Annotated in this window: 18 protein-coding genes; 6 read left to right on the top strand and 12 right to left on the bottom strand. The window is 42.1% G+C overall.

What is annotated here, in order from left to right; all coding sequences use genetic code 11:
• Positions 1-38: 38 nt before the first annotated feature.
• The 4 genes from C900_RS22680 to C900_RS22665 all read right to left on the bottom strand — a co-directional run bounded on the left by C900_RS22680 (position 39) and on the right by C900_RS22665 (position 7135).
• Positions 39-1076, bottom strand: a complete 1038-nt coding sequence (locus tag C900_RS22680) for a M43 family zinc metalloprotease (protein ID WP_009582603.1) — start codon at positions 1074-1076, stop codon at positions 39-41.
• A 186-nt stretch (positions 1077-1262) separates the two neighbouring features.
• Complete coding sequence (locus tag C900_RS22675) at positions 1263-2096, bottom strand: hypothetical protein (protein ID WP_009582602.1); 834 nt, start codon at positions 2094-2096, stop codon at positions 1263-1265.
• The gene (locus C900_RS22670; protein WP_009582601.1) at positions 2083-6105 is read right to left on the bottom strand and encodes an AAA domain-containing protein; all 4023 of its coding nucleotides are present in this window, start codon (positions 6103-6105) and stop codon (positions 2083-2085) included. The genes C900_RS22675 and C900_RS22670 overlap by 14 nt, the downstream gene beginning before the upstream one ends.
• 103 nt (positions 6106-6208) lie before the next feature.
• A complete protein-coding gene (locus tag C900_RS22665) occupies positions 6209-7135 on the bottom strand; it encodes a ComEA family DNA-binding protein (RefSeq protein ID WP_009582600.1) in 927 nt (308 codons plus the stop codon).
• A 253-nt stretch (positions 7136-7388) separates the two neighbouring features.
• On the opposite strand from C900_RS22665, the gene hemA reads away from it, so the two are divergent.
• Positions 7389-8657, top strand: coding sequence for a glutamyl-tRNA reductase (gene hemA, locus C900_RS22660; RefSeq protein WP_009582598.1), 1269 nt, complete (start codon positions 7389-7391; stop codon positions 8655-8657).
• A gap of 222 nt (positions 8658-8879) precedes the next feature.
• Positions 8880-9644 carry a S1/P1 nuclease gene (locus C900_RS22655; protein ID WP_051052971.1) on the top strand — a complete coding sequence of 255 codons (765 nt, stop codon included), beginning with the start codon at positions 8880-8882 and terminating at the stop codon, positions 9642-9644.
• 222 nt (positions 9645-9866) lie between these two features.
• Here C900_RS22655 and C900_RS22650 read toward each other — a convergent pair whose 3' ends face one another.
• Positions 9867-10829, bottom strand: coding sequence for a hypothetical protein (locus C900_RS22650; protein ID WP_009582596.1), 963 nt, complete (start codon positions 10827-10829; stop codon positions 9867-9869).
• A 180-nt stretch (positions 10830-11009) separates the two neighbouring features.
• On the opposite strand from C900_RS22650, the gene C900_RS22645 reads away from it, so the two are divergent.
• The 3 genes from C900_RS22645 to C900_RS22635 are packed head-to-tail and all read left to right on the top strand — an operon-like array spanning position 11010 to position 14243.
• The gene (locus C900_RS22645) at positions 11010-12137 is read left to right on the top strand and encodes an NAD(P)/FAD-dependent oxidoreductase (RefSeq protein ID WP_009582595.1); all 1128 of its coding nucleotides are present in this window, start codon (positions 11010-11012) and stop codon (positions 12135-12137) included.
• Between the two features lie 58 nt (positions 12138-12195).
• Positions 12196-13650 carry a Na+/H+ antiporter NhaC gene (gene nhaC / locus C900_RS22640; protein ID WP_009582594.1) on the top strand — a complete coding sequence of 485 codons (1455 nt, stop codon included), beginning with the start codon at positions 12196-12198 and terminating at the stop codon, positions 13648-13650.
• Between the two features lie 2 nt (positions 13651-13652).
• Entirely contained in the window at positions 13653-14243 is a 591-nt protein-coding gene (locus C900_RS22635; protein ID WP_009582593.1) for a 3'-5' exonuclease, read from the top strand.
• A 183-nt stretch (positions 14244-14426) separates the two neighbouring features.
• On the opposite strand, the gene C900_RS22630 is transcribed toward C900_RS22635, so the two are convergent.
• The gene (locus C900_RS22630) at positions 14427-15038 is read right to left on the bottom strand and encodes an IMPACT family protein (protein ID WP_009582592.1); all 612 of its coding nucleotides are present in this window, start codon (positions 15036-15038) and stop codon (positions 14427-14429) included.
• Positions 15035-15925, bottom strand: a complete 891-nt coding sequence (locus C900_RS22625; RefSeq protein WP_009582591.1) for a hypothetical protein — start codon at positions 15923-15925, stop codon at positions 15035-15037. The genes C900_RS22630 and C900_RS22625 overlap by 4 nt, the downstream gene beginning before the upstream one ends.
• Before the next feature lie 416 nt (positions 15926-16341).
• Here C900_RS22625 and C900_RS22620 point away from each other — a divergent pair, with 416 nt between their 5' ends.
• Positions 16342-17043: a head GIN domain-containing protein gene (locus C900_RS22620; RefSeq protein WP_083867559.1), complete on the top strand. Its 702-nt coding sequence runs from the start codon at positions 16342-16344 to the stop codon at positions 17041-17043.
• Between the two features lie 175 nt (positions 17044-17218).
• Here C900_RS22620 and C900_RS22615 read toward each other — a convergent pair whose 3' ends face one another.
• The 5 genes from C900_RS22615 to C900_RS22595 form a co-directional block, all read right to left on the bottom strand.
• The gene (locus C900_RS22615) at positions 17219-17914 is read right to left on the bottom strand and encodes a lysoplasmalogenase (RefSeq protein WP_009582589.1); all 696 of its coding nucleotides are present in this window, start codon (positions 17912-17914) and stop codon (positions 17219-17221) included.
• Positions 17915-17916: 2 nt separating this feature from the next.
• Positions 17917-19104 carry an MFS transporter gene (locus C900_RS22610; RefSeq protein ID WP_009582588.1) on the bottom strand — a complete coding sequence of 396 codons (1188 nt, stop codon included), beginning with the start codon at positions 19102-19104 and terminating at the stop codon, positions 17917-17919.
• 175 nt (positions 19105-19279) lie between these two features.
• Positions 19280-20375, bottom strand: a protein-coding gene (prfB, locus tag C900_RS22605; RefSeq protein ID WP_157494141.1) for a peptide chain release factor 2 whose coding sequence is annotated in 2 segments (ribosomal slippage) — positions 19280-20314 and positions 20316-20375 — 1095 coding nt in all. Because the reading frame shifts where the segments join, the coding sequence is not laid out codon by codon here.
• 123 nt (positions 20376-20498) lie between these two features.
• Positions 20499-20996, bottom strand: a complete 498-nt coding sequence (locus C900_RS22600) for a hypothetical protein (protein ID WP_009582586.1) — start codon at positions 20994-20996, stop codon at positions 20499-20501.
• Positions 20997-21036: 40 nt separating this feature from the next.
• Positions 21037-22101, bottom strand: coding sequence for a branched-chain amino acid aminotransferase (locus C900_RS22595; protein WP_009582585.1), 1065 nt, complete (start codon positions 22099-22101; stop codon positions 21037-21039).
• Positions 22102-22173: the final 72 nt, after the last annotated feature.

Genomic DNA, 22173 nt, shown 5'->3' with positions numbered 1-22173 from the left:
CGTGGCACCACTTTGAGTGGTGCCACGACTCTTATTCATCACAATCCTGTGCCTGAAAGATTAGAAGACTGCCAAAGCGTGATACGGGCTGGATGTTGCATAGCCGCATCCATGCGCGCTACCTGACCTGTGGTAAACATTTTATAGCATCCTCCGGCACCCGAGTATCCCAGATAATTTTCAGTGTTCACCCTACTTTTGGCACAATTATACAATGTAGAGCAAGAATCATTGCTGGAGGCCTGTGGTGTGTCGCACACCAGATCTCCGGTAGTAGCACAACGGCTTTCGTCAGGTCGCTTGCACCTACCTTCAAAGGTATGGATTAAGTTCAGCCAATGGCCAAATTCATGGGTAAGCACCGAAGCAAACTCCTTATCCGTATTTCCATAAAGATACCGACCATTATAGACTATTCTGGCAGTGTTCGCATCCGACATAGACTTATCAGGGTACCAGGCAACGCCTGAGTTGTTTGTGGCTCCATTGCCATACAGGTCAAGCTGTATGTAAACATTGCAATACCTGTAATTATCCCAGGCATCAGCGGCTACCTGGCTATCCGCAGAACGATTGCCATATCCATTCTTTGCAGGATGATACACAATTCCTGTTGTTGGATTTCCCTTTGGATCTTTGTTCGCGAGTTTGAATGTAATGTCAAAGGCAGACCGAATGCTTTGAAAATATGGGTCTACAGAGTTGAAATCATCATTAAGACCATGAAAGTCTTCATTAACCTTTTGTAAAGCGGTGATAATGGTATTATCATTCACAGTTTCGCCAGCAAAATCAGTTCCGTAGACATGAAAAACAACAGGTATAGTGTAACTGCCTGCTTCCAGGCGTCCGCCAGAAGTAATTTTACTGATGTGTCCCCGGGAAAATTCTTCAAATCGTTCCTTTTGCAATTTAGCGTCAGGATCCATCTGATAATGTTCATCCATTGCGAGATCGGTCAGGCAGCTAACCTGCGGTTCCTGCTCAATAGGCACAGGCGCCTCTCCTTCATTGGAACAGCTCACAGCCCATAAAAAGCTGATGAGTACAATAATTAAATTAATCTTTTTAAACATGATATATGGGTTTAAAGGTTAAAGCCCACAATGTCATGAGATTGCAACTGGAAGTCAATGACTGTAATAATATGGTATTATAAATTGATAGTATCCTACCAACAATTCACAACATTTGGTATGTATTATAAAAGGAAGCTATTGCACGATGAGGTAAAACATTGACACACGGAGAAATTGACATTGTTATTTGCTTCGAAACAGAAACAACTTTCCCGTCTCATTGGAAACAACGAAATCAGTTTCATTTATATAAACCACTCCCTCCATTTGTGCTCCGCGTGTGAAGCGGATCATTTTATAGGGTTTTTCGAAAAAACGGTTGCCAGCACTTATCTTAAATGTATAGATCCGCCCATAACTGCTCAATACAAGCATATCTCCACCCGGATTAATATCAGCTCCGGTAACCTGGTTTGGAAGGTAAACACTTTCAATAGGCTGCGCTACATATTCTCCCGGTTGGTCGGGCAAAACATAATGTTTCACACACTTTAGTCCTCGATTCTTGGAAAAAAGATGCAACTCATTGCCTTTCCAACACATGGCCTCTATATCAAAATTCATCTCTTTTTTTCCCGGAGGATATGCCTTCTGGTCAGCAAGTGAGAACTGAATTTTACCAATTTCACCGGTAGACTGATCATACTTATAAATGAACTGCTTCTTTCTCTGGTTCAGATTATTGCCAAAATCACCGATATATAAATTCCCCTTGTCATCTTGTGCGATATCTTCCCAATCATAGTTTCGTAGTTCCAGATGAATGGTATCTTTTATTTCGGCATTATAATTTACAATAAACAAAGCGCTTTCTCCACCACTATCCTGATGAGTGATCAACAAGCTATCGTTGTAGATCTCTAATCCTGAGCTTTCCAACATCTCCGGCATCCTCCCTAATGATATTTTCTTAAAAGCGCCTCTGTTTCGTTCAAATTCCTCCGGAGTGGAATGGAAGGTATTAATCAAAAAAGATTTGAGAATTAAAGCCAGCCCTATGAGCTTAAACTTCAACATTATTATGTGCAATAAATTTCATGATAGTTTCCTCTACCTGCTCCCTGTTATGCCAATATTCCCGGCTATAAATACCTCTGAAGTTCCAGTTTTTTTTACTCAGAACAAAAGGGGTATACACATGCAGGTCTTTCACGGATATGCTTTGATAGTACAAGTCATCATCTGTGATCAGCAAGCCAATATAATGGTCTCCACTCTTAACAGTAACGTCTGCAAAAGGCAGTTCTTCGGAAAACCGGAACTCTTTAAGCCTCTCATTGCCCCAATTTTGTAACTTCTTCTTTAAATACCAATCTCCATGATGCTTGGTTTCAGGATATGGAGAAGGCTTAAATTCACCCGAGGATACTTTCCAGGCATACTCCAGGTATGCTTTTAATAATTTAGGGCCTTCATTCCTGGTATCCTCCACCTTAAGTTGCTGTGGCATAATGCTGCTGACAATAATGATCTTCTCACGTGCACGGGTAACCGCAACATTAAGCCGGTTTTCACCATTCGCAGCATTCAGGCTTCCAAACTGCATGACCATCCTGCCACTCTTGTCAGGTGCATATGCAGTAGAAAAAATAATAATATCCTTTTCATCACCCTGCACATTTTCAATGTTTTTAACAAACCATGTTGGCGGTATCACTACTTTTTCATCCAGGCACCGCTGGTCCAGCACGTCAAGAATGTATTGTTGTTGTCTCGCATTGAAGGTTACCACCCCGACCTGTTTCGAAGGTTCAGTTTTCAGGATATTCATCAGCTTGTCCACCACAGCCTCCGCTTCCTCCCGGTTGATATTATTTTCCCAGATACCATCCACCTTTTCATAGATTATAGCTGGTTCGCCTCTATTCACTACATTATAATCAGGTAGTAGCTTAAGGTTGCCATCGTAGAAATGCTGGTTAGAGAAGTCGATCAGGTCAAGGGACTTGCTTCTATAGTGTCCTTTAAGTTGTACGTTCATCAGATGATGTCCGGCCAGCTCCAGCAATGAATCTACTTCGAGCGCATAATTATCGTCTGTTTCCTCATCGAAACGAACCATATAGAGATCATTGGGCCTTAGCTGCTTATGATCACCGGCTATCATCACTTGTCTGCCGCGATACATAGCCGGTATACCTCTTTCCACAAAACACTGCGAAGCCTCATCAAAAATAACAAGGTCAAACATTTCCTCCATAGGAAAGATGGCCGAGACAGACTCGGGTGATGCCATCCAGCAGGGGATCAGGTTAAACAGTTCTTCATAGTGCGCAGCTATCAGCTTTCGAAGGGGCCATATCCTCCTTTTCTTGGTCGCCTGGTGGTGCAGATCACGGTAGGTGACCATGTTATTCAATCTGTTGTACTCCACATTCTCATAGGTACGCTCTCGGGCTCGTAATAGCAGCATGTCATTGCTCACCATCAGCTTTTCCCTTACCAGATTCTGAAGTTCGGCTTCCAGCTTCTGCAGCTTTAAAGACGACACTGACCGCAGCACTGGGTATTTCGTTTCGATGTGTTCAATCCAGGCCATTCGCAGGCTGTTTTGAAACAACGACTCAATATTATCAGGGCTATAATCTTCTGCAGCTTCTATAACTTTATCTATAGCCACTATTTCGGGGTGTGTTAATTCGGTCCTGATCTTATCAAACTCGCAAAGCGCATCGAAGTCCTTCCTTATTACGGTCTTTAACTTACCAGCCAGCTCCGGGTTATTGACAATATTACTGATTTGACTGTTGGTGAGGTATAAAGACCAGTGCGCACGCTTTTGGGGTATATCTTTGGTAATACGGAACAGGGCTTCCAGTTTTTCTTTTAGCTCGCCATAGCTGAGCTTTTGTACGTTGAAATATTCTTTAAAATTTCTTAGCGAGCCAAATATGAGCTTCGCCTTTACAGATAGCTTTTGCAGGTGAAACCAATTTTGCAGATGTACCTTTTCATAGTTTGGAGGGATATCCGTGAGCCATCCCCTCTTTCTCAGTTTGGTAAGGTTGTGCTCGAGGTTAAGCCGGTTATCGATCTTCTCCACCATTGTGTTGAAGCCCTGGCGATTTCTTTTCAGGTTATTTTCAACCAATACACGCTTAATGAAAAACTTGTCTTTAGAAAAAAGTCTCCACTGTACCAGTCTGAGAATACTCTTTCGTGCATCCATATTCCGCTGGAGCACCTCCTGAAATTTTCCCAGTTGGTCAGCCGGAAGGCTCACTTCAGGGCCCGTACCTTTATAACATTCCATCAGCACCCTTTCAGTATTGGATAGCCACAAATTACTGGTTTCGCTATCCGAATAGCCCATCATATGCCTAAAGTACTCGTAAGCTCTGGGGTTTTTCAATATCCCCAGCATTTCCACAATAAAATCTCTTTTAGCCAGAATCGCCTCGCAATCTTCAATAGTCAACCGTGAGCCGGTGACCTCCTCCAATTGATCGGCTATCTCCTCCTGGAAAGTGGGTATTTCCTCAAGTATTTTATTGATCTCCTGAAAATCAGACACTTGAAAATGTTCAAAAGACCTTCTGTCAAGCCACTCATACCCGTGTTGGTTAAACCGTTGAGCATATCCGGCATAATTTCGCAACCGCGTTATAAACCCAGGCAGCTCATCAAACCTGAAGCTGGTATACTCCTGCTTCAGGTTCACCACCGGCTGCTCAACATCTGAGGTCAGATATAGCTCCTTTACCGCTAATCCGCATTCGCTCTCATCGAATAAAGCGAACTTAAATTCTTCCATTTCCTCAGCGATCTGGTCTATCCTCCTGCTGATCTGCAAAAATTTTCTCTCGAGCTGTATCGCATCCAGCCCATTATTTTTCATCTTATATTCATCAAGCCGATCTATTTGTTTGGCTATTTTTTGATAGATCTCCTTTCTGTCATTTCTAAAATCATGTACAAGGCCGAGGAAATCCGTCATCTCCTTCTCGGCCATACGGTCGTACACTACATCCAGTGCAGCTCGTTTTTGACATACCACCAGCACCTTTTTGCCTATGGCAATATGGTCTGATATAAGGTTGCAGATCAACTGCGACTTGCCTGTTCCGGGGGGGCCTTGTACCACAATTGAATTCCCCTTTTTGATTGCCTTAAGAGCATTCTCCTGGTAAGCATCCATCTTAAACGGTGTAAATGTTTTTTCCTCATCTACACTTTTCAAGAAATAGTAGTCCGGCCCTTTGCCCGCAGACTCTTTGTAAACAGACCGGGTTTCAAAAAAAGCCTCTATATCCTTGACCAGGTTATTCTCTATCAGATGATTATAATCGGGCACAAGATAAGAGCCTGCCTGCGGAAAGATTCCCAACACCGCCTCAGGATACATTTTCAGTTCACCATCTTTTTCATTCTCATCAAATTCGGGCTTTTTGAATTCCTCAAATTTGATCAAGCTATCCTGAAAGTTGTCCGGGTTAAAATTGATCTCAATGAGACTTTCCTTAAATAACTGGTATAGTGACGTTCGGAAAACAGTACTATCTGTGTCAAAATCTTCAAAACTCCTGTCCAGCAAATCATCCGCAACGGGCACCTTATTGAAATGTGAGTAAGCAAGTAAAAATGATTTATTCAGGGTTATGCCCGCATCACGCCTGGGGATGAGTCTCCATTGATTATTAATAACAGACAGCTCCACAGGAAAAAACAGCACCGGGCAACGAACAGCAGTGCCATCGGATAATTTCCCGTGTACAAATGGCCAGCCTACGTACAGGTCTTTGGAGCCGCGTTCGTCATAAATAAACTGGTCTATCCTGTCTAATTTTTTCAGTCTGCGGCTCATTTGATTGGCCTCTTCATCTCTGCTGTCGAGCTGAGGCCCCAAGGCAATAGATTTACTGGCTATAAGCGCTTCAATAATAGAAAACGAGCTGCCTTCTGTGATAAAGTTGAAGTTATGCAGATCAATAAACTGCTCTGCCGGCAGTCTCAACAATAGCAAAGAGCGATTGTTGGCCGTCAGGTTGGTTAACCGCTTGAGATATGATTTTAGCAGTTCGTGCATAGTTTATTGAAAAGAGTCAAAAAATAACAAAATAATTCGACTATAAAATTGCAAATCTACGAATTCCGGATGAAGCTAATGCAGAATCGATCAATTTGCATCATTACAATTTAAGATACGGTGATATTTTAGTAATAGTTAACGAATCCATTAAATGGATATTATACAGCTCATTGAGGCTACCGAAAGCACCATGCTGGTACCTGTAAGAGATAATGGCCCCAGCCTTGCCCCTGGTCAGGTAGGGGTGGTGAGCCAGTTGATCCTCGGTTACTTCATTGATATTCAAATACCTGATCGGATAATCCGTACCTATGAACGTCAGAGAGTCCAAATGGTTTAACAAGGACTCTTTAAGTCCGTATACTTCACCAAGTTGCTTTTTATCAATGAAGCCACCGAGGCTCTCCCTGTATTTCACTATTCTTTTTGAGAAAACAGAACCTATCCCTCTGATTTTTTTAAGGTCAGTGGTATCCGCCATATTAATATCAAAAGGTGTTGGAGCGTTTACATATTTACGTTCATAGGGTTTCGCCCTGGTGCTTTCATACGATGAAGACTCCTCTGATAGTTTTTCTGGCTCTTCTCCAGCCTTTTTTGAAGCTTTCGGGATTCGAATATACACGCTCAGATCTTGATACATGCTGTCTTCAATACCATATATCTTTCTAACATCTTCTACGTCATAGAAATGACCGCCGCTCTGCAGGTATTTCTGCCAGTTATGCGCAACACGTTCATGAAGGCCCATCGCTATCAGTTCATCCCCGGAGATTTGGTTAGGATCAAACGGTTTCAATTTGGGTTGAAAATCTTCCTTTTTAGCAGCCTTTTGTTCCCATTCGGCCAATACTTCATTTAACTGTCTGCCATCTTCCTCTGTATCTGGTAATGAATATATAAGCGCGTTATATATTAAAGGCAGCAGAATCACCAAAAGCGTCAGAGGCAATAGGATCACTAACCCGTTTGCTTCTGTTTTCGATATGCCAAATACATTCCTGAGTAAGAACTTTATTCTATTCATTTAGAGTTCTTTAAAAAGCTAAAATATAAGGATATACTTTATAATCAAAAGGCAACCTTATTCCACTTGCTTGCGTGAATTGTGAGCAATGTTAGATCATTAACTGACATAGATCATATTTTTTGTATGCCTGGTGACGGTATCTTTGTAAAAGTAAAAATGGGAACAGGTTTATTTGAAACCAATTTAAATAACACAACCTGTTTCGAAAATAATTGATTATAATTAAATTTGCAGTTCGTAAACTTTAGTGATGCAGGAAACATTCAAGGTATTAGGTTTATCGTTTAAGAATACTCCGATATTAGTTAGGGAGAAGTTGGCACTGGATGAAGGCCACGCTAAAAAGCTGATGAAATTTATCCGTGACTACACTCAGGCCTCTGATGTGTTGGTGCTTTCCACATGTAACAGAACAGAAGTATATTACAATAGCAACGAGGACCTTACTAAAGAGATCCTTAATGGAATATCTTTGATCAAAGGTGTTGATGAAAGTGCTATTGCAGAATATTTTATCTCCTACAGTGACCACGAAGGGGCTGTACAAAGGTTATTCGATGTATCAATGGGCCTCGAAGCGCAGGTGGTAGGTGACCTTCAGATTTCCAATCAGGTAAAAAAGGCATACCAGTGGAGTGCCGATGAAAATATGGCAGGGCCATTCCTTCACCGCCTGATGCACACCATCTTCTTTACCAATAAAAGGGTGGTTCAGGAAACTTCATTCCGTGATGGCGCTGCCAGTGTATCATACGCTACAAAAGAATTGGTGGAAGATATCACGGCAAAAATTCAGGACCCCCGGGTGCTTATCCTCGGGCTTGGTGAAATTGGTCGCGATGTGTGCCGTAACCTGGTAGATTCAAAGCTTAAGAATATTGTAATTGCCAACCGAACCGAAGAGAAAGCGTTGGCTATGGCAAAAGAGTGCAACTTTCAGACGGTGTCTTTTGATAATATAACAGCGGCCATTCAGGATGCTGATGTTATTATCTCTTCCATTGCTGCCGAACAGCCTTTTATCACCAAAGAACTGGCTGAAAAGCTGGAGATACTTTCTTTCAAATTTTTCATTGATCTGTCTGTGCCACGAAGCGTTGAAGTTGCCATAGAAGATGTGCCTGGCGCTTTGGTCTATAACATAGATAGCATACAGAATAAGGCATCCGAAGCTCTTGAAAAAAGAACTGCTGCCATCCCGGATGTGCAAAGGATCATTACCGAAGCCATAGCCGATTTCAATGATTGGTCAAAAGAAATGATCGTATCCCCTACAATTAAAAAATTGAAGAATGCCCTTGAAGACATACGCAAAGAAGAGCTTGCCAGGTACTTGAAGGATACTGATTCAAAGGAGGCCAAGATCATCGATACGGTAACGAAGAGCATGATGCAGAAGATCATGAAGCTCCCTGTATTACAGCTTAAAGCCGCCTGTAAAAGAGGGGATGCTGAAACGTTGATAGATGTCCTGCACGACCTTTTTGACCTGGAGAAACAGTCAACAGAGTCAAAATAATCTCATAAATAGTGTCTCTAAGAAAACGCCAATGTCTGCGTTATTCTTGTCCCAAAAATGCTCTCGTACCTTAGTACGCTCCGCTTTTTGGGACTTCGTCCCGCCCTTTGGCGGGAACGTTTTCTTAAAGCCACTTAGAGCTCTCTTACAAACACTAAATAATTATATTACTGTTTTTTAATGCATGATTTCCTTTTCTTTACAGCATTAAAAGGGAAAACTATGATCAAAAAAGTCACTCTCATCTTATTTGCATTTGTTTCTCTTCAGGCATTTGGCTGGGGTATTACAGGCCATCGCACTGTTGGCCATGTAGCCGAAAAGCACCTGTCAAAAAGAGCAAAAAAGAATATAGAAAAGATACTTGGCGGAGAGTCATTAGCTGTGGCAAGTAACTGGATGGATGATATTAAATCAGATAACGCCTATGACCATACACATGACTGGCATTGGGTGACCATTCCGGATGGGCTAACCTATGAAGAAACTGAAAAAAATCCAAATGGGGATATTATCCAAACAATTGAGAGGCTCATAGAAGAACTGAAAAAGGGAGGATTAACAAAAAAGGATGAGGCTGAGCGGTTAAAAATGCTGATCCACCTCGTAGGCGACCTCCATCAGCCTCTACACATTGGCAAGGGAGATGACATGGGGGGCAATGCCGTTAAGTTGAAGTGGTTTTGGGATAGCTCCAACCTGCACAGGGTTTGGGATAGCGGCCTTATAGACTCACAACAATATAGCTATACCGAATTAGCTGATGTAGTAGATCTGACAGAGAAAGAGTTGATCAAAAAATGGCAGTCCACTAGCGTTCGGGACTGGGCCTATGAATCGATGGCTTTGCGCAACCAGATTTATGATCTGCCTGAAGACATGAATCTCAACTATGAGTACCGCTACAAAAACTGGGCAACTGTTCAACTGAGGCTGGCCCAGGCAGGCGTACGGCTTGCCGGTATCCTTAATGAAATCTATGGATAGACAGTGTGTGTAGTAGCAGCAAGTGAAAATATTGCTTGTCTTTTTCTTTCCTTCAAGATCAAGGATTAGGGCCTCTGATCTTTACCCCGCGTTTCCTGATGGGAAGCTTTACCAAACTTTAAAAGTTTAGTAAAGCGCTCCGGAATTTATAACTCCTCAGTTTTAGTTTATACATTTCCGCATCATTCTTCCTGCTTCCGCCCTCTCTGGTTACCACTTCTTCTATGCTACTTTCTTAAAGTAAAATCGCTGGCTTACATAGTCGAAAATTACAATGAAGTTTTTTAGAAACCCGGACCCTATGGTACCCGCAGCCTCCCGTAGCTCACGATCGGAAAATTTGCGTTCAACGAGGTATGTTTCAATTTCCCTATAGTTGTCAGATGCGAGCCCAAGGCTAATATTTCCACTTTTATATCCTTTGATCAACCCATTGAGCCCCTTTCCTACCGAGCACCTGTACAAAATCTCATCAGAAAAGAAGTGATCCTGATCCCGCTTAAACAAAATAACTTCCCTTGACGAGCCAGTATCTACATGAAAATGAACATCACGCTGTTCCTCCCCCAATCTGATCGATCCATTGATATATGGTTTTGTATCTTTTATTATTAATGGCACAGATTGAAGGTCCTTTTCCATAGGCACATACGCCATTGGTTCGTACATCGTAATATTCCTGTTTGGATAATCGATCTTAACCACAAAACGGCTAAATATCTGATACCCGATTATTCCATGGATCTCAGTGGCTCCATCATAAGGAAAGAAATTTTTGTTGTGAACAATAGCAATGCCGATACCTTTTCCTTCAACATCTGAAATGGAAACCAAATTATTGATAGACAGATTACCTGACAGGTGATCTTTACTGCCGTACCCCTGTATTCTCACCTTTTTATCAGGAAGTACAGGTAATTTCTTTTCAAAATGTCGCCCAAAAATGATCAGCGACCTTCCGCCCGTATCCAGTACTAGGTTCAGATCGAGGTTATTATTAACCTTCACAGGAATGACAATTAAATTGCCGATCAACTTGAAGCGGATGGTTGTTTGCCTTTTGTTATTAATAAAGTTGAAACCCGCCTTATCTGCCACGGCAGGGAAAACGCATAGCATGATAAGGAAGATACAGAGATATCCTTTCCATGCCAGTGATGGCTTGTTGTTGTTTGAGTTATACATGACCTTTGTTGTTTTTTGACCTTATGTAACTTAGAAAAGAAAAATCAAAATAAAATCACGCAAAGAGGTGGGTTTTTTCAGGTTACCGATAACCAGTTTTATCCACGGATCATTTTGAAAAGACTTCAAAAATTAGTCGTGCTCCCCTATATTTGAAGCTTTCAACTGATCTAAAATTATATGCTAAGCTTCTGGGAAAATCAATCTTTTATCGAATACGATCACATCATTATCGGCAGTGGTATTGTGGGGTTATCTACAGCCATATCCATAAAAGAAAAGCAGCCTGACACCAGTGTACTCGTTTTGGAAAGAGGTCTGCTTCCATCAGGGGCAAGCACCAAAAATGCAGGATTTGCCTGCTTCGGCAGTGTATCGGAACTTTTGGAAGATATAAAGGTCATGGGAAGAGATCAGGCGCTGGCATTGGTAATGGAGCGATATCTGGGGTTGATTAAGCTTAGAGAAAGGCTGGGAGATGAAAAGATAGACTACCATAACTATGGCGGTTATGAATTGATCAGAGAACAGGACTGGTATTGCGTAGATGAAATTGAAAAGGTCAATGACCTGCTTGCTGATGTATTTGATACCAAGCCTTTTGAAGTTGACAATAAATCGTCCAAAAAATTTGGCTTTAATACCGATATGGTAAAAACGTTGATCTATTCCAGGTACGAAGGACAGATCGATACGGGAAGGATGATGAAAAATCTTGTTCATCTGGCCCAAAGCCTCGGGGTTTGCATTCTTACGGGAGCCATTGTAGAGGGTTTTGAAGAAGATGATAAAGGTATAAGGGTTATGGTTTCCGACCAGGTGTATGGTTCATTAGCTTTCAAGGGCCAAAAATTGGCCATCTGCACCAATGCATTTACTTCGCAACTAGTAAAGGATCTTGAGCTGGTGCCAGGAAGAGGCATTGTACTGGTGACAAAACCTATCCCAAACCTGAAATTCAAAGGTGTTTTCCACTGTGAACGAGGCTACTATTACTTCAGGAATTTTGAAAACAGGGTTATATTCGGTGGTGGACGAAATCTTGACTACGAAAAGGAAACGACTACCAGATTTGAGATCAATGAGAGGATATTAAACGAACTGAAACATCAGCTCAATGAAATAATATTGCCTGACACGCCATATATAATTGATCAGACCTGGGCTGGGATAATGGCCTTTGGTAAAAATAAGCAGCCGGTTTTGAAACAATACTCAGAGCGTATATGCCTGGGTGTAAGGTTAGGGGGCATGGGGGTGGCCATTGGCAGCCGTATGGGACACAAGCTGGCGGAAATGATGATCTAGATACCTCGAAGTCAAAATCTTTTTATATCTTCGATGCTTTAAATTGAAAAAACAGCACATGGACAAAACACATCGGAAACCATCTCTTCTTCTATCCCTTATACCTATTATATTTCTTGTAGGGCTATTGGCAGCCAACGTTTTTGTTTTCAGCGATAATGCTTCTTACGGCCCTAATCAGATGGCGCTGATCTTTGCTGCCGCTTTGGCTGGTGTTCTGTCACTGACGCTCAATTTCAAATGGGATGAGATCCTGGATGGCATTGTCCAAAGTATCAGCTCGGCTATGGGAGCAATCCTTATCCTGCTGATGATAGGTTCCCTGGCAGGCACCTGGTTGATCAGTGGGGTTGTACCTGCCATGATCTATTATGGCCTTGATATATTGAATCCTACCATATTTCTTTTTGCTGCATGTATTGTCAGTGCGGTGGTATCGCTGGCTACTGGTAGCTCCTGGTCAACAGCAGCCACCATAGGTATTGCGCTTATGGGAATAGGCCAGGCGCTGGGGATTCACGAGGGTGTGATTGCCGGAGCGGTGATCTCCGGAGCCTATTTTGGAGACAAGATGTCCCCTCTCTCAGATACTACCAACCTGGCACCGGCCATGGCTGGAACTGATCTTTTTACCCATATTCGCTATATGGCGCTTACCACTGGCCCTTCAATTACGATCTCTCTTATCATTTTCCTGATCTGGGGCTTCAATATTGAGGGTAATGCTGCACTGGGTACAGTAGATGAAGTACAGGCCGCCATTGCTTCCAGGTTCGAAATAAACCTGTTTCTTTTTATAGTGCCTGCGGTAGTTATTTTTCTGATCGTGAAGAAAGTGCCTGCTCTTCCGGCACTATTGATCGGTACATTACTGGCGGTTGTATTTGCCCTTATTTTTCAGCCGCATATAGTCTTATCAGTTACAGGAGCGGATACCTTCAACCTTACTTCTGCCTATGAGGGAGTGATGAAGGCTATGTTCACTTCAGTGAGTGTAGAAACTGGCGATAAGATGGTGGACGAATTACTAACAGCCAGCGGTATGGAAGGAATGCTGCCTACCGTGTGGCTTATCGTATGTGCCATGATCTTTGGTGGAGTTTTAGAGAAAAACGGTATGCTACATACCATTGCACAATCGATTATCAAACTGGCGCATTCCACCGGCTCGCTCGTTGCCTCAACGGCAGGCACATGTTTTACTTTTAACCTGACAGCGTCTGATCAGTATATTGCTATTGTGGTGCCCGGCCGTATGTTCAGACAGGAATATGAAGAGCGTGGACTGGCCCCGGAAAACCTGAGCCGTACGTTAGAAGATACAGGTACGGTAACGTCTGTCCTGATCCCATGGAATACCTGTGGGGCATACCAATCATCTGTATTAGGGGTGGCTACACTAACATATTTACCCTACTGCTTTTTTAATTTGATAAGCCCATTTATGACTATTATTTTTGCCTATGCAAATATCAAAATACGTAAAATAGATCAAACCGAAAAGCGAGTTTAGCGATGTATCCAAGCACTATTTCCAACGAGGAAGTAAATGCGTTGGAACTCTACAGGTACGAAGGAAGAATAAAGATCATTACGAAACCGGAGCAAATTCCAGGCATCCTTAAAAAAATTGCCGGAGAAAAAGCTGTAGGTTTTGATACTGAAACTAAACCGGCATTTAAAAAGGGCCAGGTGAATGAAGTATCACTTGTTCAGATCGCTACAGAAAAAGAGGTATACCTGATCCGCATCAATTTTACCGGGTTAACCAAAGAGCTGATCCGTTTCCTGGAAGACGAAAAACACCTGAAGATCGGTGTGGCGCTTCGCGATGACCTGATCGATTTAAAAAAGCTTACACATTTCCATCCTCAGGGTTTTATTGAGCTAAATAAACTGGTGAAAGGGATAGGTATAGAGAGCAATGGACTGAGAAAACTCACGGCCATTATCCTTGGCTTCCGGATTTCCAAAAGCGCCCAGATCTCTAACTGGGAAAGTGAAATGCTTACCGAAAAGCAAGTCAACTATGCCGCTACCGATGCCTGGGTATGCCTGAAAATGTATAACGAGTTAGTAAAAAAAGGATACCTGGACCACGCTTGAAATTTGCCTCTATAGCAGGTGAACGGAATATTGAAAGTTGGCAATCGGCAAAGACAGCAGGTATATATCAACTGACTCGTGATACTCATCTGCCTTAACCTATTCACTGGCTAGAATGCAAACTTTTGCCCAAAGTATCCATGAATTTTTTAATATCAGGATCAGAACCAAACCAGCGGAGCATCACTCTACAAGCAACTCTAACTTATGGCCTGTATCCTTGAGCAACTGCACCTTTTCCTTAAGGGCTTGTACCAATGTCACCTTCACTTCTCCTTTCAAAATACAAGCTACTTCAAATACTTGATCTTTTACCCTAATTTCAAAGTCGTTAATCAGTCGCATTACCTCATTGGTAGATTCATAAGGATAATCGACCCGAATACAGTGGGTGAGATACACTTTTTCAATTGTAGCATTGTTCAAAGCATCTTCAGCAGATACTTTGTATGCATTGATCAGTCCACTCACGCCTAACTTGGTGCCCCCAAAATAACGTACTACCACAACAAGCACATTAGTCAAATGCTTAGAATTGATCTGTCCGAGTATAGGGTCTCCTGCTGAGTGATTGGGCTCACCATCGTCATTGGCCCTTACACTACCTTTCTCAGCCCCCAGAATATAGGCATAGCAATGATGTCTTGCATCATGATACCGCTTCCGAAGGTCCTCAAGCCTCTCCCTTACCTCATCCTCGGTTGCTACAGGGAAAGCAAAGGCCAAAAACTTGCTCCCCTTTTCTTTGTAAAAGCCTTCCGATGCAGATGATATGGTCAAATAACTTTCAATCATAAAAGGGAAACAATCTCCTGATAAGAAATAAACACTATAGCCAAAATAGCCAGAATGATGCCTATCCGGTTAACTTTTGATAACCTTTCTTTGAAAAAAAACACAGAAATAAGAGCAGCAAACACAATTATTCCTACGTTTACCAAAGGATAAACAATGGCTCCGTCATTAGAAAATGCCGAAAGCGCTGTAATCAAAAAATAAATGGAAAAATAATTTACTACCCCGAGGGTTATACCACCCAGAATATTTTTCAAAGCAAGCCCTCTTCTTCTTATCGTTAAAACAACTATACCTATGATACCCGCAGAGGTAAACACTAAAAACGGAAAAACAGGGGCTTCCCGTGCAGTCAGGAACCGGTAGTTGGTGTAATTGATGGTTGTGTCAATCACACCCCCGAATACAAAGACCAACAATGGAAGTACCAAATCAAAGCCACTGATCTGATGGGTCTCTATTTTTCGCTCTTTATAGGAACTCATAAATATCGAAATAAGGGCAAGCCCCATTCCCCCGAAATTCACCCATGTATATATTTTAGACTGTATTTCCAGTATAAAAAGACTAAACAGCACAGGTATGATCAATGACATTTTTGCAGCAATGGAAGATACCGTCATGCTAAACTTTTGCGTAGTAATGGCCATCAGATAAAAAGTACCTATAAATACAGCACCTAACCCCATTCCTATCCAGGCCCAAGGTGTGTCTGTATTAATTTCTTTCAGTATGGAGTGGTCATCCATAAAGATCAACCCTGTAGCAACGCAGGTGATATAGTTAAAAACAATGGCCTGAAATGTATCCATTTTAAAAGTAGAAAACAGCCTGAAACAGACGAAAATCCCAACGTTGGCCAGCACACAAAGTAAAACATCCAGCATAGTGATAATTTTGCAGGCACAAAGTAACCGATTTTCGTATTACATGTAACTTCTCCTGAATTTTATTAGTCTAATATGTGCAACCTTTGCAAAGGGAGTATTGTCTATAAACTAAAAATAAAATTATGAAATGAAACCTAAGCTCCGACAATGACCTGGGACAGTCCCCTATAGAGAGCCGGGCAGGCGGATTGAATAACCGGTTGGTAAAAGAAGGGGTCGGAAGCCCGAAATCCGGAACCCGAAGTTGGCACGATGGTCAGCAATTGATAATCTTCTGTTCAGCAGGCCGTCAATCCAATGAACACGAACACTATTAGTAAAAACTAACAGCTTAAAACTGCGGCTTGCCGGCCTTAATTCGTAAATCCAAAATCGTGAATCGTAAATACAGTCTCAATACTAAATTTATACACATGAACAAACATTGCGTCAAAATCTCATTATCCGTGTTCCTGCTGCTGATAGCGTTTTCGTCCTACGCACAAAAATCAGAAGTAAGGGAAGTGGCTCCATTTAGTGAAATAGGGCTTAGCACTGCAGGGGTGGTATACCTCACTCAGGGAAGCACTCAAAAGGTAGAATTGAAGGGTTCTTCAGAGATTCTTGAAAAAATAGAAACCGAAGTCCGTGGTGGTAAACTGATCATAAAACATGAAGGCACCGGGTGGTTTAACTGGTCTAAAAATGACGACCTGGAAATCTATATTACAATAAATAAAATAGAAGGGTTAAGTGTTTCCAGTTCGGGTAAGATAATCGGTCAAAATAAATTCAAAACAGATAGGTTGGAGCTTAGTGTAAGTGGCTCTGGTAAAATAGAGGCGCAAACCGATTCGGATGATCTGGACATATCCATTTCCGGTTCCGGAAAGATTGAATTAGGCGGAACTGCATCAGCCGTAGAAGCCTCTATTAGCGGCTCTGGCAAGATAAGGGCGGAGAACCTGAAGGCAAGGTCTTACAAGGTGAGGATATCAGGCTCAGGGAGCTGCGAAGTGTATGCTGAAGAATCTATTGATGCGCGCATCAGCGGAAGTGGCAGCATATACTATAAAGGCGAACCAAAACACATCAACAGCAGTACTTCCGGAAGCGGAAGAATTAAGAAAATGTAAACTTCTAAGGTCGAAAACAAACAAGAAGCTATCTCAAATGTCAGTTCGTCATTCCAAACTTGATTTGGAATCCCCTAAAACGAGTAGAATCTGATCAGGGGATTCTGGATCAAGTGGTTCAGGATGACGTCAGAAGGAGACATTTTAGATGGCCTCTTTTTGTTAGTAGAAAATACTACAAAGTGGCAGCTTTAACTTGTTTCGGATGATACAACAGGCCCTGTACAATACAAAACTGTGCCGCTATGTAAGTGAGCATGATCCAAAAGCCAGCCATTGGAACAGGGTCAAGAAATCTGTTGATCGCCAATATAGAGTCTGATAACATAAACAGAAGGGCGCCAAAAAAAACCCATCCAAAACTACTTTTAGAGGTATGGCCATAACGATCCAGTGCTACAATGGTCATGGTAACAATAACAGAAGCATAGACCGTAACCGGAACAGTCAGCCCCCCGAGATTCGGGAGCAACACATAAACAAGCCCGCAACCGGCCAGTACTAAAATGAAAATGTATCTCATTCTTTGTGTCGGCAGCAGACCATTTTCCTTTACCGACCATTTTGCCTTTCTATAAGTAAAAATGTATATCAGGTGCGCTAATAAAAACGATACCAGTCCAAATATAAAATAATTCTCACCTCGCTCCTGGAACATAAGAATAACATCGCCAAGCCACGAAAAGAGCAGAGCTCCCAAAGTGAAGTTGAGCAGCGCTTTTTTTTCCGGACTCGCCACTACCATATAAATCATTAGTATTGGGATGAGGGCCGGTTTGGTATATAGTTCGAGGTTCTCATTTTCAATTACATTTGAAATAAGATTGCCGGAAGCCACTATGACAAATAAAAGGAGGATTGCCTTTTTCAAAGCTATGTTTTCTGAGTTGGTTTCTTCACTAATTTAACTAATAGAAAGGTAAAAGCAATAAGAGCAAAAAAAGCTCCTGTCCAAAATGTTATCGGGAAGTTATCCGCCTCATTCCCATATACCCACCCGGAAATAAGTGCTCCCAGCATAATACCGAGTTCCAGGGCAATGAAAACTGTTGCCATGGCTTTACCTCTGTTCCGCTCCTCACTCAGGTCAGCCGTCCAGGCAAAGATAGTAGGGGAATTCATACCTGTACCCAGTCCAAAAAGCACAGCCCCTATCAATAAAGTAGTCACATTATAAGCTGCACCGGTCACCAACATGCCTGCTGCATACAGTAGTGTAGCAATCATCAAAACCCTTTCCCTGCCATGCTTATCCGAGGCCTTTCCTGCAAAAATCCTTACCGCCAAGGAAGCCACGGTAAAAACTGTAAAGTATACCCCTTTGTTCCTGATCCCTAAGTGCGTACTTAGATCAGGCACTATGGTAAGGACGATGCCAAATGAAAAGACCGTCAATGCCATAACAACACATGGAGCCAGCACACTGGGGTCAAACACTTCATTTTTATTAATTCTAAGATGAGAAAGACGGAATTTCTCCGGTTTTTTTAAGGTTTCTTCCATGCCGATCAATACCAGGATCGAAAGTATGGCCAAGGCTGATGAGGTATAAAACATAACGTCCATCGAAAACCACAACTTGATCTGACTGCCAATCGCGGGGCCACTGGCCATTCCCATAGTGCCAAAAACACCAGCAATACCCAATGCCTCACCTCTCCTGTGGTAGGGGACTATGTCTGCCACATAGGCCACTGTGCCGGTAGGCTTGAAGCCGGTAGAAAACCCATGTACAAGCCGCAATAAAAAAAAAGCTGCAACTGTAGTTACCAATGGATAGGCAAACCCAAGAATGAAACACACGGCAGCGCCAATGATCATGACAGGTATACGTCCCACTTTATCGGTTAATTTTCCACTAAAGGGTCTTGATATCATGGCCGTTAGAGTAAACAGAGAGATGATCAGCCCTTTGTATTCCTCTCCACCCAAAGCGGTCAGGTAGTCTGGCAGTTCGGGTATGATCATGTTAAAGCTGGCAAAAAACAGGTATGAACTTAAACACAGCAACCAAAATTGTAATGTATAAGTACGGGTTTTGGCAATGGTAGCTTGTGTCATGCGGGCAAAGCTAAATTAGAAATTCTATAAAGCAAATTGATTTTTTGCCTGGTATTCAAAGGTGTTCACCCATTTGTACACTCAACTGAGCAATGATTATAGCTTGATTAAAAAAACAAAAGCCACGACAGATATCTATTGAGACCTATCATGACTTGCACGTTAGCGTCAATATTTATTGAGCCTTTTCTTTTTGATAGCCTAACAAAAAGGCCTTGATATAATCATCAAGATCTCCATCCAAAACATTTTGGACATCTGTCCGCTCTACACCTGTTCTGGCATCTTTGATAAGCTTATACGGGTGTAATACATAGTTCCTTATCTGAGATCCGAAGTCGATCTTCATCTTTGAGCTTTCAATCTTATCCCTTTCAGCATTCCTTTTCTCTATCTCCATCTGGTAAAGCCTTGATTTCAACATTTTCATGGCTCTTTCCCTGTTGGCCAACTGAGAACGCTCCACCTGGCAGACGATGACAATACCAGTTGGCTTATGTGTCAACTGCACTTTTGTCTCCACCTTATTAACATTCTGCCCTCCTGCTCCACCTGAACGTGAAGTATGGAAATCAATATCACCAGGGTTAATCTCTATTTCGATATCATCGTCCACAATAGGATATACGTATACCGAAGCAAATGAAGTATGCCTCCTTCCACCGGAGTCAAATGGTGATATACGCACCAGCCGGTGTACACCTATCTCTGATTTCAGCTTGCCATAGGCAAAAGGACCATCAATTTCCAGCGTGGCAGATTTTATTCCCGCAGTGTCTCCCGGCTGATAGCTCACCTGCTTCACACTATACCCCTGGGATTCGCCCCACATGATATACATTCTGTTGAGAATATCAGCCCAATCCTGACTTTCAGTACCCCCGGCACCAGGATTGATCTCGAGCATCGCACCAAGTTGATCTTCCTCCCCACTCAGCATTTTCTTAAATTCGAGTTCTTCAATGGCCTTTTTAGTCTTCGCATACTCCTTGTCCATATCCTCATCACTGACCTCCTCCTCCTGATAAAACTCGTTGAGCGTTTCCAGATCTTCCATCAACTGATGCACTTCAGCAAAACTTTCCGTCCAGATCTTTTTTGCTCTTATTTCCTTCAGCACCTTTTCGGCCTCTACAGGGTTATCCCAGAAGCCTGGCTGTGCTGTCACCAACTCTTCTTCTTTTACTTCTTCTACTTTCTTATCGTAGTCAAAGATACCTCCTCAAGGCCTCTACACGCGCCTTCAAGTCTTTCAACTGTTCTGTTGTCATCCTCTGTTTATTTTTTGAAAATTCTCAGCAAAGCTATTTAAAAAATAATACTTATGAAGTATTGTACTTTGAATAATACGGTAAGCTCTCAATCTTCCGGGTAAGGACCGTCTCTTTCTTAAATTAATATTCCGCGACTCGTAGTCTGAATTTCCTGCCGATTTTAACCTTTTTACGTTTCAATAAATAGATCAGGGCTCCCGTTGACAAAAGCGCACCTCCTATCAGCATTGTTTTCTCATCAAACCCTGATTCTCCCTTTACTATCGACCTGTTGAATTGATCAATTCCGATGAAACCTACACCGCCATATACTCCGATAGCCGCCACCATATGTAAATAGCTGTGAGATCTACTCCTAATATCGATCATCTCAATTTCGGAAAGTGCTATTGTAGTATAGTGTAGCCGGATATAATCATCGCCAAGCCCCTGAATAAATGCTTTATTCCAGTATCTCTCTCCTTTGAGTTTAAACCTGATCTCCTCTCCCTCATAAAAAGTATATTTGGCCGGACTGGCCGGTTTGGCAATAATCAATTTTCTCTGGGCAACAACCTGAGAGGCCATTAAGACCAGAAAAAGTAATACAAACTGGTATTTGGAGAACATGGTGGACATAAAAAAGGGCTTTGCAGCCCCTTTAACGAAGTATTAGAAGTTATATTTTATGCAGCCAGTTATGCTTATCCTGTACCCTTCCCAGCTTGATATCGTCCATAGCTTTAAGCACTTTATTTGAAAACTCCCGTTCTTCAACATTTGGAAGTTTATGATCGTCACCATTGAATCCGATAAGTTCGATATGTGCAATAGTAGCAGCAGTACCAGCCCCAAATGCCTCTTTTAATGTGCCATCTTTAGCCGCTGAAATTACTTCCGCCACTTCTACTTTTCTTTCTTCCACATCGTATCCCCACTCTCTGGCAAGTATAAGTACGCTGTCTCTTGTGATCCCGGGAAGAATAGTATCCCCCAAAGCCGGGGTTATCAGCTTATTACCAATAACGAACATTACGTTCATTGTGCCTGATTCTTCAATATATTTATGTGCTTTGCCATCAGTCCAGATCAACTGATCGTAACCTTTTTCCTGTGCAAGCTTAGCCGGATAAATAGCGGGGCCGTAGTTGCAACCGGTTTTGCAAAATCCGCTGCCTCCTTCTACCGCGCGCACAAAATGTTCCTCGATCTTCACCTTTACCGGCTTCGCATAATACGCCCCTACCGGGCAGGTAATGATCATAAACTTGAAGTTCCGGGAAGGCCTGATCCCGATATAGTCATCGTTAGAGTACATAAATGGCCTGATATACAGTGATGTGCCAGGTACATTAGGAACCCATTCCCTGTCAAGATCCAATAAAGTGTTCAGTCCGTCAAAATAAATATTTTCCGGCAACAGCGGCATGCACATGCGCTCGGCCGACTTGTTGAACCTTTCCAGGTTTTTATCAGGCCTGAAAACATAGACATTACCATCCTCATGCTTATATGCCTTTAACCCTTCAAAAATGGAAATTCCATAATGCAATGCCGGGCTGGCAGGGCTTATTTTTATATCATCATAAGGATCAATTTTAAAATTTCTCCATTCACCGTCCTCATAATCAGCGGCAAAAAGGTGATCTGAATAGGTCATTCCAAACTGTATATTTTGAAAATCAACCTTATCGATTTTTGATTGGGCTACTTTTGTAATGTCCATATTTAGTGTGGCAATCATAATAGTGTATTTAGGTAACTAACACTTGTTAGGAATTTCCGCAAAAATAATAAAAATATTGCCAGTAAGGAA

The sequence above is a fragment of the Fulvivirga imtechensis AK7 genome (assembly GCF_000331535.1).
In the GTDB taxonomy this organism is placed as follows: Bacteria; Bacteroidota; Bacteroidia; order Cytophagales; family Cyclobacteriaceae; genus Fulvivirga; species Fulvivirga imtechensis.
This window is presented reverse-complemented; position numbering and strand designations above follow the sequence as displayed.

Bases quoted from the DNA above. Each gene is read 5' to 3' on its own strand.
- C900_RS22680 (WP_009582603.1), bottom strand. From the start codon at position 1,076: ATGTTTAAAAAGATTAATTTAATTATTGTACTCATCAGCTTTTTATGG.
- C900_RS22675 (WP_009582602.1), bottom strand. From the start codon at position 2,096: ATGTTGAAGTTTAAGCTCATAGGGCTGGCTTTAATTCTCAAATCTTTT.
- C900_RS22670 (WP_009582601.1), bottom strand. From the start codon at position 6,105: ATGCACGAACTGCTAAAATCATATCTCAAGCGGTTAACCAACCTGACG.
- C900_RS22665 (WP_009582600.1), bottom strand. From the start codon at position 7,135: ATGAATAGAATAAAGTTCTTACTCAGGAATGTATTTGGCATATCGAAA.
- hemA (WP_009582598.1), top strand. From the start codon at position 7,389: ATGCAGGAAACATTCAAGGTATTAGGTTTATCGTTTAAGAATACTCCG.
- C900_RS22655 (WP_051052971.1), top strand. From the start codon at position 8,880: ATGATCAAAAAAGTCACTCTCATCTTATTTGCATTTGTTTCTCTTCAG.
- C900_RS22650 (WP_009582596.1), bottom strand. From the start codon at position 10,829: ATGTATAACTCAAACAACAACAAGCCATCACTGGCATGGAAAGGATAT.
- C900_RS22645 (WP_009582595.1), top strand. From the start codon at position 11,010: ATGCTAAGCTTCTGGGAAAATCAATCTTTTATCGAATACGATCACATC.
- nhaC (WP_009582594.1), top strand. From the start codon at position 12,196: ATGGACAAAACACATCGGAAACCATCTCTTCTTCTATCCCTTATACCT.
- C900_RS22635 (WP_009582593.1), top strand. From the start codon at position 13,653: ATGTATCCAAGCACTATTTCCAACGAGGAAGTAAATGCGTTGGAACTC.
- C900_RS22630 (WP_009582592.1), bottom strand. From the start codon at position 15,038: ATGATTGAAAGTTATTTGACCATATCATCTGCATCGGAAGGCTTTTAC.
- C900_RS22625 (WP_009582591.1), bottom strand. From the start codon at position 15,925: ATGCTGGATGTTTTACTTTGTGTGCTGGCCAACGTTGGGATTTTCGTC.
- C900_RS22620 (WP_083867559.1), top strand. From the start codon at position 16,342: ATGAACAAACATTGCGTCAAAATCTCATTATCCGTGTTCCTGCTGCTG.
- C900_RS22610 (WP_009582588.1), bottom strand. From the start codon at position 19,104: ATGACACAAGCTACCATTGCCAAAACCCGTACTTATACATTACAATTT.
- C900_RS22600 (WP_009582586.1), bottom strand. From the start codon at position 20,996: ATGTCCACCATGTTCTCCAAATACCAGTTTGTATTACTTTTTCTGGTC.
- C900_RS22595 (WP_009582585.1), bottom strand. From the start codon at position 22,101: ATGATTGCCACACTAAATATGGACATTACAAAAGTAGCCCAATCAAAA.